16 protein-coding genes are annotated in these 13253 nt (G+C 57.4%); 10 read left to right on the forward strand and 6 right to left on the reverse strand.

Features of this window, described 5'->3' with window-relative positions; all coding sequences use genetic code 11:
* Nucleotides 1–121: 121 nt before the first annotated feature.
* Complete coding sequence (locus JFT86_RS05070; protein ID WP_201235975.1) at nt 122–625, reverse strand: polysaccharide deacetylase; 504 nt, start codon at nt 623–625, stop codon at nt 122–124.
* A gap of 303 nt (nt 626–928) precedes the next feature.
* Between JFT86_RS05070 and JFT86_RS05075 the strand changes: the two genes are divergently transcribed.
* The 6 genes from JFT86_RS05075 to JFT86_RS05095 all read left to right on the forward strand — a co-directional run bounded on the left by JFT86_RS05075 (nt 929) and on the right by JFT86_RS05095 (nt 4318).
* Nucleotides 929–1204, forward strand: a complete 276-nt coding sequence (locus tag JFT86_RS05075; RefSeq protein ID WP_201235976.1) for a hypothetical protein — start codon at nt 929–931, stop codon at nt 1202–1204.
* Between the two features lie 45 nt (nt 1205–1249).
* Nucleotides 1250–1432, forward strand: a complete 183-nt coding sequence (locus tag JFT86_RS29375) for a hypothetical protein (protein ID WP_347340305.1) — start codon at nt 1250–1252, stop codon at nt 1430–1432.
* Nucleotides 1433–1751: 319 nt separating this feature from the next.
* On the forward strand, nt 1752–2051 hold the full coding sequence (locus tag JFT86_RS05080; RefSeq protein ID WP_201235977.1) for a hypothetical protein: 300 nt from the start codon (nt 1752–1754) through the stop codon (nt 2049–2051).
* Between the two features lie 177 nt (nt 2052–2228).
* Entirely contained in the window at nt 2229–2390 is a 162-nt protein-coding gene (locus tag JFT86_RS05085; protein WP_242489242.1) for a YhfG family protein, read from the forward strand.
* Nucleotides 2391–2561: 171 nt separating this feature from the next.
* Entirely contained in the window at nt 2562–3056 is a 495-nt protein-coding gene (locus tag JFT86_RS05090) for a helix-turn-helix transcriptional regulator (protein WP_201231960.1), read from the forward strand.
* Complete coding sequence (locus tag JFT86_RS05095) at nt 3053–4318, forward strand: HipA domain-containing protein (protein WP_201231959.1); 1266 nt, start codon at nt 3053–3055, stop codon at nt 4316–4318. Before JFT86_RS05090 ends, JFT86_RS05095 begins: the two co-directional genes overlap by 4 nt.
* Nucleotides 4319–4375: 57 nt before the next feature.
* On the opposite strand, the gene JFT86_RS05100 is transcribed toward JFT86_RS05095, so the two are convergent.
* Both JFT86_RS05100 and hslO read right to left on the reverse strand, forming a co-directional pair.
* Complete coding sequence (locus JFT86_RS05100; RefSeq protein WP_201235978.1) at nt 4376–5917, reverse strand: phosphoenolpyruvate carboxykinase; 1542 nt, start codon at nt 5915–5917, stop codon at nt 4376–4378.
* Nucleotides 5918–6098: 181 nt separating this feature from the next.
* Nucleotides 6099–7001, reverse strand: a complete 903-nt coding sequence (hslO, locus tag JFT86_RS05105) for an Hsp33 family molecular chaperone HslO (protein WP_201235979.1) — start codon at nt 6999–7001, stop codon at nt 6099–6101.
* Between the two features lie 105 nt (nt 7002–7106).
* Between hslO and JFT86_RS05110 the strand changes: the two genes are divergently transcribed.
* Nucleotides 7107–7910 carry a phosphatase PAP2 family protein gene (locus JFT86_RS05110; protein ID WP_201235980.1) on the forward strand — a complete coding sequence of 268 codons (804 nt, stop codon included), beginning with the start codon at nt 7107–7109 and terminating at the stop codon, nt 7908–7910.
* Between the two features lie 165 nt (nt 7911–8075).
* Here JFT86_RS05110 and JFT86_RS05115 read toward each other — a convergent pair whose 3' ends face one another.
* Nucleotides 8076–8483, reverse strand: a complete 408-nt coding sequence (locus tag JFT86_RS05115) for a S4 domain-containing protein (protein WP_201235981.1) — start codon at nt 8481–8483, stop codon at nt 8076–8078.
* A gap of 116 nt (nt 8484–8599) precedes the next feature.
* On the opposite strand from JFT86_RS05115, the gene JFT86_RS05120 reads away from it, so the two are divergent.
* Genes JFT86_RS05120 through rimK form a run of 3 tightly spaced genes read left to right on the forward strand, consistent with a single transcriptional unit; the run spans nt 8600 to nt 10777 of the window.
* Nucleotides 8600–9379 carry an EAL domain-containing protein gene (locus JFT86_RS05120; protein WP_201232248.1) on the forward strand — a complete coding sequence of 260 codons (780 nt, stop codon included), beginning with the start codon at nt 8600–8602 and terminating at the stop codon, nt 9377–9379.
* 34 nt (nt 9380–9413) lie between these two features.
* The gene (locus JFT86_RS05125) at nt 9414–9875 is read left to right on the forward strand and encodes an ATP-dependent zinc protease (protein ID WP_175555634.1); all 462 of its coding nucleotides are present in this window, start codon (nt 9414–9416) and stop codon (nt 9873–9875) included.
* Nucleotides 9872–10777 carry a 30S ribosomal protein S6--L-glutamate ligase gene (gene rimK, locus JFT86_RS05130; RefSeq protein WP_007949201.1) on the forward strand — a complete coding sequence of 302 codons (906 nt, stop codon included), beginning with the start codon at nt 9872–9874 and terminating at the stop codon, nt 10775–10777. Before JFT86_RS05125 ends, rimK begins: the two co-directional genes overlap by 4 nt.
* A 146-nt stretch (nt 10778–10923) precedes the next feature.
* On the opposite strand, the gene JFT86_RS05135 is transcribed toward rimK, so the two are convergent.
* Together JFT86_RS05135 and ompR are read right to left on the reverse strand one after the other, a co-directional pair.
* Nucleotides 10924–12237: an ATP-binding protein gene (locus tag JFT86_RS05135; protein ID WP_201235982.1), complete on the reverse strand. Its 1314-nt coding sequence runs from the start codon at nt 12235–12237 to the stop codon at nt 10924–10926.
* Nucleotides 12238–12351: 114 nt separating this feature from the next.
* Complete coding sequence (gene ompR, locus JFT86_RS05140; protein ID WP_042557134.1) at nt 12352–13092, reverse strand: two-component system response regulator OmpR; 741 nt, start codon at nt 13090–13092, stop codon at nt 12352–12354.
* Nucleotides 13093–13253: the final 161 nt, after the last annotated feature.

Genomic DNA, 13253 nt, shown 5'->3' on the forward strand with positions numbered 1-13253 from the left:
TCGAGAAAAGGTCGGGGCCAAATCGATTCGGAATGATACAGCGATTACTTGAACGCCACGGTCCCTGTGGGAGCGAGCCTGCTCGCGAAGAGACCGCTCAGAACAACACAACACTTGAGGTTCAGGGACGCAACACCGCCACCCGCAGTTGCTCATTCAACATCTGTTCATGCACACCCTGGCTCTTGCTCGCCCACAACGCATGCGCCGGACTGATGTCGCCAGTAAACGCTGCCGCCAACTGACGCAGATCAGCGACGCTGCGCACGCGCGGGCAGAACGGTTGTTCATCACAGCTCTGACTGGCATTGCGATAGGTGCTCAGCAATCCCTCCCAGAGGCCGTCGCGCACGTGGCGAATCGACTTCAGTTGCACGTGGGGCACACCGAGTCGCAGCTCAAGCCCCTCTTCATCCAGTGCTTCGCTGGCCAACAAGGCTTTGGCGAACATCAACACTTCACCGCGCGACGCCGTGTCCATGCTCGCCTGGCTGATGAGTGCCTCCGGCCAATCGGTGCGATCGAGGCGATCCAGCACCCACGCATTGCCAACGTCAGAGGCCATGGCCAAACGGCAAGTGCCCAGCCCGAGCAATAAAATTGCGGCCATTCGTAGCCAGTGCATACCTAATTCCCTTTAAGCGCGTGTCAGACGTTTGGAAACGCCCTACAGATTCTGGCGCGCACGATACAGCGGTTTACCGCGAATCGCCTGACAATCACGTAGGAATTATTACGCCTAAGGGTTTTGGCCTGAAAAAGCTGCGAAAACACGTAGGGCATTTCCTCAAAACACGGAAAAACCCCTACGAATACTGTCCATTGCGGCTGTCTTGTCCCACAGAGAAACGCCCTTCTATAGTGGCTGGCGCGGCTGTAAACCTTCTGCCGGCTCGCCCCAGCGCCTTAGAACAGGACACGCCTCACCATGATCAACCGTTATCGCCCACTCAAGACTTGCTACAGCGAAAACCCGGTACTGCTTATCGACAGCCACTCCAGCCAGACTGACCTGATCAATGCCGCCGATCAGCGTTTACGTGCGGCCGGGGATTTGCTGGAAACGCTCTACTGCTTATGTTTCAAACAGGCTGACGTGAAAGATATTCCCAACATCGTTAACGCGCTTTATTTGCTGGTTCAGGATGGTTGCGACTTGCTTGAAGTGGCCAAGCAGAGGCCAGCGCAGCCGGCGTACAGCTAGATCACTTTAGGTCAGCGCTATATCTCTTTGGGCAGGCATCCAACAATGAATGTTACGAGCGATGAGTTCGATCCACCGAGTGACGAGGATGACTACACGGCTTGGCTCATCCGACAGGTTCAAGCCAGCCTTGATGATCCTCGCCCCGGCATTCCCGATGAGGTAGTCAGAGCATTGATAGCTGATAAACGCGCTCGTTTAAAACAGAAGGTCGATCAGCGGCGATGACCTATCAAATCTACGTCCCGTTCCTACAAGGACAGACTCCTTGTCTTCTATCGGCTTCGTGTAGCTGATCTCTATAGTCGTGGCTGTCGCTGCCAAATCAGCGGCTCGGGCTTGGTCACCCGATTGGATCGTGTATACGCATGCGCTGTATGCTGCCGGCACTCATTTGCCTGCAGTTTATGGTGACTGTGTTTGGGACACCTCCGGGTGTGCCGGGTATGTGCACGATCCTCACCGGTTGACCAACCCGAACACAGTCGCCTCCTGTCGCTTGGTCACGATGTGGTGGCTTCACCTGAAGCTTTTGAGGATCAACAAATTGAAAACATGGAATCAATTCACCACCGATCGCTACCGCCCACTCGAATCCAACCTCACCGACACCAAACCCCTGATCATCGACACACAGGCCAACCCGCAAGACATCCTCGAATGCGCCGTCCAGCGCCTTCGTGCTTCAAGCGACCTGCTACGCACTCTCTACTGCCTCAGCTTCAAACAAGCCGACGTCGAAGACATCCCCCACATCACCCACGCCCTCTATCTGCTGACGCAGGATGGCTGTGACCTGCTGCAAGTCGCGCAGCAGCAGATGCTCAATTGGAAGGCTCCAGCCTGAAATTGAGTGATCGTATCGCTCTTATGCACTCTGTGAGAGCGATCAAAAAAACGCTAATCAAACATGGGAGCAACCATGAGCAAATTCTTTGATGAGCTGATGGAAAGCGTTATCGAAATGGGCGAAATCTTACGCAAAACGCATCGCGATTCAGGCTCGAATGCTGACACGAGCGTTTTGACGTTTCAGCAAAAGCAGGCCCATTACGACAAGGTGCGCCGGTCAAACTACTCGGCTAGCCTAAGTATTGAAGGTTTTGAAACCACCCCTGCCGATGCTGAAAAGCCACTTTCCTCACGTATGGAGGTTCTCGAAAAGTACCGGCAAAAACCGGACTGACTCGAGGAAATGCTAACGTTAAAGTGGCAGTATTCTAGCTATATCAACCGGAAACAGATGGAATAATGCCACTTAACTTCGTTTTTCAAAGGTCTGGCGGCAAACAGCGTCCTTCAGCTTAAGTGCTATTATTCTGGCAGTTATGGTTAAAAAATGAAGGAATACTGCCACATGGCCAAGAAAACAGCGCCGCTCTTGCCCTCCACTGCTCGGCTTTTGGTTGACCTTGGTGAACGACTGAAGCTGGCTCGCCTACGCCGCAAATTGACGGCCAAGCAGGTCGCCGAAAGATCAGGCATGTCGCTGACGACCTTGCGCCATCTTGAGTCAGGTGGATCAGGCGTAACCATCGGCGCCTACCTGTCGGTGATGCAAGTGCTGGGGCTGGAAAAGGATCTGAACAAACTGGCTGCAGCCGATGAAATGGGTCGCCAATTGCAGGATGCGCAGTTAATGCCTGCAACACGATCCGCAGCGAAAAAGCCCCAGCGAGTACGAGCAGCCAGTGCGGCAAAAAAGGGCGCATCCGAACACGTCGGGACTTCAAATGTTATCGATGCCGCCACTACCACGAAAATTCCGGCTGACTTCCCATTCAACACACACTCACTATCCAGCCTTTTGAACAAGAAGAAAAAGGCCGGCCCCCCAACAGGTGAAGAATGACGCTGATTGCTGTTTATGCAGACTGGGAATCCTTGAAAGGCGCCAGACGCCTCGGATTTCTGCATGCAAGGAAAACACGCAACACCAACGTGTTCGAATTTGAGTACGACCCTAAGGCGTTGGCCGATCCCGAGTTGAGTTCCATAACTCTAGACCCGCGCATCGGCCCCTTCGAAGGCCGCCAATTCCCCGGCGAACATCAGAGCCGCTTTGGCGTCTTTGCAGACTCAAGCCCCGATCGTTGGGGCCAACTGCTGATGAAACGCCGTTTGGAAAGGGACATTCGCGACGGCTTGGTTCCCAGCAACAGCAAGTTGTTTGAATCCGATTACCTGCTTGGCGTGCACGACCTGTTCCGTGTCGGTGCCCTTCGCTACAAACTCAATGACGAAGGCAACTTCCTCGACGACCGCGACGGCGTTGCCGCTCCACCTTTTGTCGAGCTACGCGCGCTGGAACAGGCAAGTCTCGCCCTGGAAAACGATAGGGACAACACAGCCATCGATGGCCGCGAATGGCTAAGAATGCTCATCGCACCGGGCGGCTCACTGGGCGGCGCCAGACCGAAGGCCAGCGTCGTCGACGAATTCGGCCAATTGTGGATCGCCAAATTCCCAAGTACGAGAGATGACTACGATGTCGGTGGTTGGGAAATGGTCGTGAACGCTTTGGCAGTCAACTGTGGGTTACGCGTAGCGACCGGCACAGCCCGACGCTACGCGAGCGATCACCACTGCTTTTTGGTGAAGCGTTTCGACCGAACCGAACGCAGCGGGCGACATCACTTCGCATCAGCTATGACCATGACCAACCGCGTCGACGGCGACGATGCCTCAACCGGCGCCAGCTATCTAGAGTTGGCAGAAGTAATCATGGAACACGGCTCAGAACCCAACGCAGACCTCCGTGAACTATGGTCACGAATCGTCTTCAACATCCTGGTCTCAAACACCGACGACCACCTCCGCAACCATGGTTTTATTCTGGATCCTGGTCGGGGATGGCGATTGTCGGCAGCGTATGACATGAATCCGGTGGCGCATGCGGATGGGTTGAAGCTGAACATCACGGACTCTGACAACGCTTTGGATTTGGAGTTGGCGAGGGAAGTGGCGGCGTATTTTCGGGTTAGCCGCGAGGATTCAGCAGACATCATTGAGCGCACTCAAGACGTGATCAGTCTTTGGCCGGAGATCGCCAATGCGCTCGGGATGTCCAGACGTGAACAAGAAAGGATGGCGCCTGCTTTTCGTACCTTCTAATCACCCACAAAAAAGCCGCCCTCAAGAGGCGGCTTTTTCACTCACCAGAACTAAGTCTTACAACTTCGGCCCGGCAGCCTTGATCGCGTCGCTCACTTCGAACTTCTTGAAGTTCTCGATGAACAGACCGGCCAATGCCTTGGCAGCCTCGTCGTACGCAGCCTTGTCAGCCCAGGTGTTGCGTGGGTTGAGCAGGTTGGTTTCAACGCCCGGTACGGCCAGTGGCACGTCGAGGTTGATGGTGTCGAGGTGCTCGGTGGCGGCACCGATCAGCGCGCCGCTCTGGATCGCTGCGATCACCGCGCGGGTGGTCGGGATGTTGAAGCGTTTGCCGACGCCGTAACCGCCGCCGGTCCAGCCGGTGTTGACCAGATAGACCTTGGAGCCGAAACCGCGGATGCGCTTGATCAGCAGCTCTGCGTATTCGCCAGCCGGACGCGGGAAGAACGGTGCGCCGAAGCAGGTGGAGAAGGTCGACTTGATGCCGCTGCCCGAACCCATTTCAGTCGAGCCCACCAGAGCGGTGTAGCCGGACAGGAAGTGGTAGGCCGCTTGCTCTTCGTTGAGGATCGACACTGGCGGCAGCACGCCGGTCAGGTCGCAGGTCAGGAAGATCACAGCGTTTGGCTCGCCACCGAGGTTCTTCTCGGAACGCTTGGCAACGTGCTCCAGCGGGTACGCGGCGCGGCTGTTCTGGGTCAGGCTGACATCGGCGTAGTCGGAGTGCTTGGCATCGTCGATGACGACGTTTTCCAGGACTGCACCGTGCTTGATGGCTTTCCAGATGACCGGCTCGTTCTTCTCGGACAAGTCGATGCACTTGGCGTAGCAGCCGCCTTCGATGTTGAAGACAACGCCTTCACCCCAGCCGTGTTCGTCGTCACCGATCAGGTAACGGCTTTCGTCGGCCGACAGCGTGGTTTTACCGGTGCCGGACAGACCGAAGAACAGGGTCACGTCGCCTTCTTCGCCGATGTTGGCAGCGCAGTGCATTGGCAGCACGTCAGCAGCTGGCAGCAGGAAGTTCTGCACGGAGAACATGGCTTTCTTCATCTCACCGGCGTAACGCATGCCGGCGATCAGCACTTTCTTCTGCGCGAAGTTGAGGATCACGCAACCATCGGAGTTGGTGCCGTCACGCTCTGGCACGCACTCGAAGTTGGCCACGTTGAGCACTTGCCACTCTTCACGACCGGCCGGGTTGTACTGCGCCGGGTTGATGAACAGGCAACGACCGAACAGATTCTGCCAGGCAGTCTGGGTGGTCATTTTCACGGCCAGGTAGTGATCATCGGCCGCGCCTACATGCACGTGGGAAACAAAGTGCTCTTGCGCGTTGTTGAATGCCTCGACGCGAGCCCACAGGGCATCGAACTTGTCGGCCGGGAACTTGCGGTTGATCGGGCCCCAGGCGATAGCGGCCTGGGTGGAAGGCTCTTCAACGATGAAACGGTCAACAGGCGAACGACCGGTGCGGTGACCAGTGCGAACAACCAGAGCGCCGGTATCGGCAAGCTCGCCCTCACCGCGGTTCAGGGCTTCTTTTACCAGATCATCAACACTCAGATCGGTGTACACGGCGTTATTGGCTTGCGTCATGAGGTTCCCCGTCGGCCAGTGGCCGAGTGTGCTCCAAACGTTTTGTAGTAGAAAGTCGTGCACTACTACCGCGAAAAAAGTGGGCCGGATTATGCCAGAAAAGCCCAAAAAGAGTAGGGTCCTCCCGTCGTAACGGCGATATTCCGTCGTTACGCAGTGAATTTACCTGCGCTGAACCGTTTTAGTGCCGGGTATCTGACGGCGTGTCGACGCCTGCGCCAGCGAACAATTGAGCTACATCGGTCGCATCAAACAGGTAACGCTGGTTGCAGAACTGGCAATCGATCTCGATGTGGCCGCCGTTTTCCACCACCAATGCCTGCGCATCTTCCTGACCCAGACTGACCAGTGCATTGCCCGAACGCTCGCGCGAGCAACTGCAGTGGAAACGCAGTTTTTGCACGTCGAACAGACGCACCTGCTCTTCATGGTAGAGGCGATGAAGAACGGTTTCGTTGTCCAGGCTCAACAGTTCATCAGCGGTCAGCGTGCTGGCCAGCGCAGTGATGTGCTGCCAGCTGGCGGCGCGGTCTTCTTCGTCTTTCAAACGATCGGCGGGCAGTTGCTGCAGCAACAGGCCACGGGCGCGACGACCGTCGGCGAACAGCTGGAAGCGGGTGCCGACCTGTTGCGACATGACGAAATAGTTGGTGAAGCATTCGGACAGGGTTTCGCCGTCAAGATCGACGATGCCCTGATAGCGCTGGCCGACTGTAGGGTCGACGGTCAGCGCCAGGACGCCGTTCGGCATCAAGTCGCCGAGGGTCGCATCCGCTTTGATCAAGTCGGCGTCATAACGCGCCAGGCCGCGGATTTCACGGTCGCTGGAGCACTCGATCATCAGCATCGGGATCGGGCCTTCAGAGCGCGCCTGCAGGATCAGCAAGCCGTCGAACTTCAAGGTGCCCACCAGCAACGAGGCCGCCGCCATCAATTCGCCGAGCAACTGCGCAACCGGTTCCGGGTACGGGTGCTTGGCGAGAACTTCGGCGTAGCTGCGCTCCAGCGCGACCAGTTCGCCGCGCGTGTCGCTGTCATCAAAGATGAAGCGTTGGGTGTAATCGGTATCCGGTAGGTCGGTCATAGGTCTGGGTATCTGAATGAGGTGACAAAATGGTTACAAAGAATGAAAATTTGCGCTTCTTGGCACTTTTTTTGGTGCCGACTGTATAGCCATGGGAGGCATTTTATGAACAATCCGGGTTTGTTCCAATCCAGGTGGAACCTCGGCCGGCTGGTTCTGTGCAACGTGGTGCCATTGGCGCTGCTGGCTTTCTGGTTATGGCCTACGGGCAACGCGCTGTGTGTGTTTTTCGACGAGTGGCTGTTCCGCTCACTCAACGCACCACTGGCCAGCAACCCGATATGGCTCCACATCTGGGCAATTGCAAGTCTGCGTCCGTTCGACATTGTGGTTGGCCTGATTCTGCTGACGCTGCTGATCAAGGGCGACTGGGTGTTCAAGGCGATTGACGTGCGTCGCGCCTTTTTCGGATTTTTCTCGATCCTGCTGTTGATGGTGGTGATCCGCACGCTGTTTTCCAAGTTCGCCGACCACATGGACTGGCAACACAGCAGCCCGTCGATGGTGCTCGAAGGCGCGGTGCATATCAGCGACTACTTTCCACATCTGGAGAAGACCTGGGAGCTGAAGGATCGCTCCAGCCAGAGCTTCCCCGGTGACCATGCTTCGGTGCTGTTGATCTGGGCGCTGTTCATGGGCGTGTTCAGCCGTAAGGTCGGCCAGTTCCTGGTGATCTGGGGCCTGGCGCTGTTGTTCATGCTGCCGCGACTGGTGGCTGGTGCGCATTGGGGTCAGGATGATTACATCGGCGGCGTGTTGCTGGCGGTGTGGGCATTGGGCTGGGGTTACTACACGCCGTTTGCTTATCACGCTGCGAATTTCTGGCTGAAGGTGACTTCGCCGATCTTCAATCTGCTGGGCAAATTGCCGCTGGTTTCGCGGATGAGTGTGGTGCGAACCGCAAACTGAGTCCTTGCATCGATCCTGTGGCGAGGGAGCTTGCTCCCGCTGGAGGCCGAAGGACTCCTAATCCATCCACCGTGGTGTATCAAAAATACCGCGTTGGATGGATTTACGACTGCTGCGCAGCCGAGCGGGAGCAAGCTCCCTCGCCACATCGGTGCTTGGCACAACCTACTCGTCGTTGCTGTTCCCACGAAATTTAAACAGATCCCGCCGCTGTTTCTTGCTCGGTTTGCCATCGGTGCTTACACCCAGGGCACCGGCCTTGCGCATCGCCGCTGCTGCTTCGCGCTTTGCCACGCTTGCCTCGGTTTCTGCATACAACGTCTGCGCCTCGGGCGCACCACGACGCACGATCGACAAGGCTTCAACCCTCACCGTGCGCACTTCGAAGCCCGTGCGAATCTCGAACTCATCACCGATTCGCGGCTCCTTGCCCGGTTTGCAACGCTCACCACGACAATGCACCTTGCCACTCTCGATCGCTGCTTTGGCCAAGGCACGGGTTTTATAAAAACGCGCAGCCCACAACCATTTATCGAGACGGACCTTGTCTTCCTCTTCCTGTTTTTGCGCCATATGAATTCCTCGTTCAGCCAGTAGTCGGAACTGTACTACCGTTTCTGTCGGGCGCAAGAATTCGGCCCTCCAGATAGACTGTGATCTTCGCCGGTTCAGCGGCATGGAGTGATCGAGTGACTAAATTCCCCTCTTCATTAACCTCGCCCAAGGCCGGATGCCAGGGTTGTCAACAAAGCGACCCGCTGGGTTTCGATTTTGACTTCGCCTACCAACCTATCGTCGATCTGCGCGACCAGTCGATTTTCGCCCATGAGGCGCTGGTCCGTGGTCTCGCCGGTGAAGGCGCAATGACGGTGTTAGATCAGGTTACAGAAGACAACCGCTACCGTTTCGACCAACTCTGCCGGACCCGTGCCATCGAAGGCGCGGCCAACCTTAATATGCAGACACACTTGTCGATCAACTTCATGCCCAACGCCGTCTATCGTCCAGAGTTATGCATTCGCAGCACCCTGGAGGCGGCCAAAAAGCACAATTTCCCGATCGACCGACTGATTTTCGAAACCCTGGAAAGCGAGCACGTAGATAACTATCGCCATTTGACCAATATTCTGCGTGAATACCGCGAATTCGGCTTCAAGACCGCCATCGATGATTTCGGTGCCGGTTATTCGGGGCTCAATCTGCTGGCTGATTTCCAACCGGACCTGATCAAACTCGACATGGCGCTGATCCGCGATGTCGATCACGACCGTGTCCGCCAGACGATCGTCCGGGGGATTGTCACAATCTGTGCGGAGTTGGACGTTACAGTCATCGCCGAAGGTATCGAGAGCGCCGGTGAACGGGATTTCCTGGCGGACTGTGGAATATTTCTGATGCAGGGGTTCTGGTTCGCCAAACCTGCATTCAAAGCGTTGGCCCAGGTGTCACCTGAGGCCTGGACGCGTTAATCGTTGGTTTTTTCTATTGAAGACATTTGACCATTTGACCGTTGTCGGTCTGCGCGAGTGGGTGGCGCTCCCGGATTTGGGAGTCGCGGGCCTGCGGGCGAAAATCGACACCGGTGCCAGCACCTCCAGCCTGCATGCCACCGACATCGAGCCGTTCGAGCGCGATGGCGAGAAGTGGGTGCGCTTCACCGCGCACCTGGGCACGGTGGTGCAGTTGCGTCACCGCCGTTGCGAAGCGCCGCTGGTGACGCGCAAAACCATTAAAAGCTCCAACGGCCATGCCCAGGAGCGCTATGTGATCAGCACCACCCTGGCCCTGGGTGATCGGGTCTGGCCGATCGAGTTCACCCTCGCCTGCCGCAAATCCATGCGCTATCGCCTGCTGCTCGGTTCCAAAGCCCTGATCGATGGCCATCTGGTGGTCAATCCGGGCATCAAATATGTACAAGACAAGCCGGTGTTCCCGGTATCTACCTCCTCCACAGGTGTTGCATGAAGATCGCTGTGCTGTCGCGGAATCCGCGTCTGTATTCCACCCGTCGTCTGGTCGAAGCCGGCACCGAGCGCGGGCATGAAATGGTAGTGATCGATACCTTGCGCGCCTACATGAACATCGCCAGCCACAAGCCGCAGATTCACTATCGCGGCAAACCGCTGGAAGGTTTCGACGCGGTGATCCCGCGGATCGGTGCGTCGGTGACGTTCTATGGCTGCGCAGTGTTGCGTCAGTTTGAAATGATGGGTGTATTCCCACTCAATGAATCAGTGGCGATTGCCCGTTCGCGGGACAAGTTGCGCTCGCTGCAGCTGCTGTCGCGTCGCGGCATCGGTTTGCCGGTGACCGGGTTTGCCCACTCGCCGGATGACATCCCCGACCTGATCGACATGGTCAACGGCGCGCCACTGGTGATCAAAGTGCTGGAAGGCACTCAAGGCATTGGTGTGGTGTTGTGCGAAACCGCGACCGCCGCCGAGTCGGTGATCGAGGCATTCATGGGCCTGAAGCAGAACATCATGGTTCAGGAATACATCAAGGAAGCGGGCGGCGCGGATATCCGCTGCTTTGTGGTCGGCGACAAGGTGATCGCGGCGATGAAGCGTCAAGCCAAACCAGGTGAGTTCCGCTCCAACCTGCATCGCGGCGGCAGTGCCAGCCTGATCAAGATCACCCCGGAAGAACGCATGACCGCGTTGCGTGCAGCCAAGGTCATGGGCCTGGCGGTGGCAGGTGTGGATATCCTGCGTTCCAATCATGGGCCACTGGTGATGGAAGTGAACTCGTCGCCGGGTCTGGAAGGGATCGAGACCACCACGGGGAAGAATGTGGCGGGGATCATCATCGAGCACCTTGAGAAGAATGGCGGGCCAAACATGACCCGGACCAAAGGCAAGGGTTAACCCCAAGAGATGTGGCGGCTAACCGGCCGCCATCGCGAGCAGGCTCACTCCTACAGTGGACCGCATTCCAACTGAAGGAACTCGGTCAAACTGTAGGAGTGAGCCTGCTCGCGATAGGGCCGTCAGACCCACCGAAGATTCAACGCTTAAACGGCATCCCGAGGGAGCATCAGTCCCAAAGGCAACCTGACCCGCGCTTCCAATCCGCCACCGGAACGGTTGCGCAACTCAACATTGCCGCCATGCATCGAAGCAATCCGCTTCACGATCGCCAGTCCCAACCCGGTGCCCTTGCCGCCCCTGGCACGATCGCCGCGAGTAAACGGGTTGAAAATCGCCTCAAGCTCGGACGGATCGATTCCCGCCCCACGGTCCATCACGCTCAGCACCACATACGGTGCGCTGACATCACCGGACACATAGGCGGCGACTTCCACACTGCTGCCAGCATGGTTCAAGGCGTTGCCGATCAAGTTGTTCAACAGGCGTTTCATCGACACCCGACGCAGCGGAAACGGCTGGATCGGTTCAAGGCGCAAGCGAACTTTCTCTTCGTTCTGGTTGAACGGTGCTGCCACTTCACGCACCAGATCGCTGAGATCGACCTCTTCCACCGACTCATCACGACCGTCGCGGATGAACGCGAGGAACTGGTCGAGAATCGCGTCCATGTCTTCGATGTCGCGCACCATGTCGTCGGTCAGGTCGTTGCGGTCGCCCATCAACTCCAGCGACAGCCGCAAGCGGGTCAGCGGCGTACGCAAGTCGTGGGAAACCCCAGCAAGCATCAGCTCACGTTCCCGCCCAGCCTGTTCGACGTCTTCGGCCATCTGGTTGAAGGCGCGATACACCTCGGTCATTTCGCTTGGCGTGTCACTGATCGGCAAGCGCACGCTGCGGCCCTGACCGAGTTGACGGGCGGCATAGACCAGACGCTTCAAGGGTTGGTTGAGCTGGCTGACGAAAATCCACGCCGAGGCGGTCGACAGCAAACCGATCGCGAGGAACCAGCCGAGCACATTCCAGATTTTCTGGCCGCGCAACGGGTGCGGATACAGCGGGACCTTCAACCAGCCATCGCCCAGGCTCGGCGCGCGAACCCACAGCGCCGGCGGCGAGTGCATGCGTAAGCGCACTTCAGTGTCGGCACCGAGTTCCGCCTGCATTTGTCGTTGGTAGATTTCGCTGTACGGCCAATGCTGTTCGCCTTCCGGCACACCGGCGCCCACCACCCGGATCAGGGTCGCGGCATCAGCGATCTTCGCGCGATTTTCTTCGTCGGCGGCCCAATAGGCGCGCAACGTCAGGGCGACGCCGTGGCTATATTGACGATCCACCAGCACGTCCTCGTTCATCAATAGATAAACCAGGGTCAGCGCCTTGGAAAACAGCACGACGATGAGCACCAGCCAGAGGGTGCGGGAGAAAAAACTTTGGGGAAACCAGACGGGGGTCTTCATCAATAACCGCTACACACTTGCAGGAGCGAGCAATGCTCGCATATTGCGGATTGCGAGTCTGTGGGCACGGCCATTCGACCAGCACCCAGCAGACCCGCTCCTACAAATCGCCGATCACTTGGTGGCGGCGCCATCCGGTACGAACACGTAGCCCACGCCCCAGACAGTCTGGATATAGCGCGGTTTCGACGGATCAGGCTCGATCATCCGACGCAGACGGGAGATCTGTACGTCAATGGAACGCTCGAGAGCATCCCACTCACGGCCACGGGCCAGGTTCATCAGTTTGTCGCGGGTCAATGGCTGACGCGCGTTCATGACCAAGGCCTTGAGTACCGCAAACTCACCGGTAGTGAGCATGTGCACTTCGTCGCCGCGCTTCAGTTCGCGAGTGGCCAGCGACAACACGTAATCACCGAAGGTGACGTTTTCGTCTTCGCTGCCCGGTGCGCCCGGCACCGGTGCGGCCTGACGACGCAGTACCGCTTTGACCCGGGCCATCAGCTCGTCCGGGTTGAACGGCTTGGCCAGATAATCGTCGGCACCCAGTTCCAGGCCCTTGATGCGGCTCATCTCATCGCCCTTGGCGGTGAGCATGATGATCGGAATCTGGTTATTTGCGGCCCGCAAACGGCGGCAGGCGGTCAAACCGTCTTCGCCAGGCAGCATCAGATCGAGTACGACCAGATTGAAAACTTCACGCGCCAACAGACGATCCATCTGCTCGGTGTTCGGTACGGTACGGGCGCGATAGCCCTTGCTGACGAAAAAACGTTCCAGCAGGCTACTCAGCCCCGGATCGTCGTCAACGATGAGAATTTTTTCGCCTTCAGCAGTTTGTGCAGTGCTGCTCATTGGATGCTCCTTTTAGCTCGGCGCGCATTATGGCGTAGCTGCCGTTATACGCACCGTGTGCATTGTTAGCAGATTTTTCCTTCACTGCCAGAAAACCGGGGTTTATGCCTACAGACTGCAACGCCCCCGAATGACAGAACGCTGGTTATAATGCGCGGCGT

This window comes from Pseudomonas sp. TH06 (assembly GCF_016651305.1).
Classification (GTDB): Bacteria; Pseudomonadota; Gammaproteobacteria; order Pseudomonadales; family Pseudomonadaceae; genus Aquipseudomonas.

What these genes read in the sequence shown, in the direction of transcription:
- JFT86_RS05070 (WP_201235975.1), bottom strand. Translation starts at nt 625, where the DNA reads ATGCACTGGCTACGAATGGCCGCAATTTTATTGCTCGGGCTGGGCACT.
- JFT86_RS05075 (WP_201235976.1), top strand. Translation starts at nt 929, where the DNA reads ATGATCAACCGTTATCGCCCACTCAAGACTTGCTACAGCGAAAACCCG.
- JFT86_RS29375 (WP_347340305.1), top strand. Translation starts at nt 1,250, where the DNA reads ATGAATGTTACGAGCGATGAGTTCGATCCACCGAGTGACGAGGATGAC.
- JFT86_RS05090 (WP_201231960.1), top strand. Translation starts at nt 2,562, where the DNA reads ATGGCCAAGAAAACAGCGCCGCTCTTGCCCTCCACTGCTCGGCTTTTG.
- JFT86_RS05095 (WP_201231959.1), top strand. Translation starts at nt 3,053, where the DNA reads ATGACGCTGATTGCTGTTTATGCAGACTGGGAATCCTTGAAAGGCGCC.
- JFT86_RS05100 (WP_201235978.1), bottom strand. Translation starts at nt 5,917, where the DNA reads ATGACGCAAGCCAATAACGCCGTGTACACCGATCTGAGTGTTGATGAT.
- hslO (WP_201235979.1), bottom strand. Translation starts at nt 7,001, where the DNA reads ATGACCGACCTACCGGATACCGATTACACCCAACGCTTCATCTTTGAT.
- JFT86_RS05110 (WP_201235980.1), top strand. Translation starts at nt 7,107, where the DNA reads ATGAACAATCCGGGTTTGTTCCAATCCAGGTGGAACCTCGGCCGGCTG.
- JFT86_RS05115 (WP_201235981.1), bottom strand. Translation starts at nt 8,483, where the DNA reads ATGGCGCAAAAACAGGAAGAGGAAGACAAGGTCCGTCTCGATAAATGG.
- rimK (WP_007949201.1), top strand. Translation starts at nt 9,872, where the DNA reads ATGAAGATCGCTGTGCTGTCGCGGAATCCGCGTCTGTATTCCACCCGT.
- JFT86_RS05135 (WP_201235982.1), bottom strand. Translation starts at nt 12,237, where the DNA reads ATGAAGACCCCCGTCTGGTTTCCCCAAAGTTTTTTCTCCCGCACCCTC.
- ompR (WP_042557134.1), bottom strand. Translation starts at nt 13,092, where the DNA reads ATGAGCAGCACTGCACAAACTGCTGAAGGCGAAAAAATTCTCATCGTT.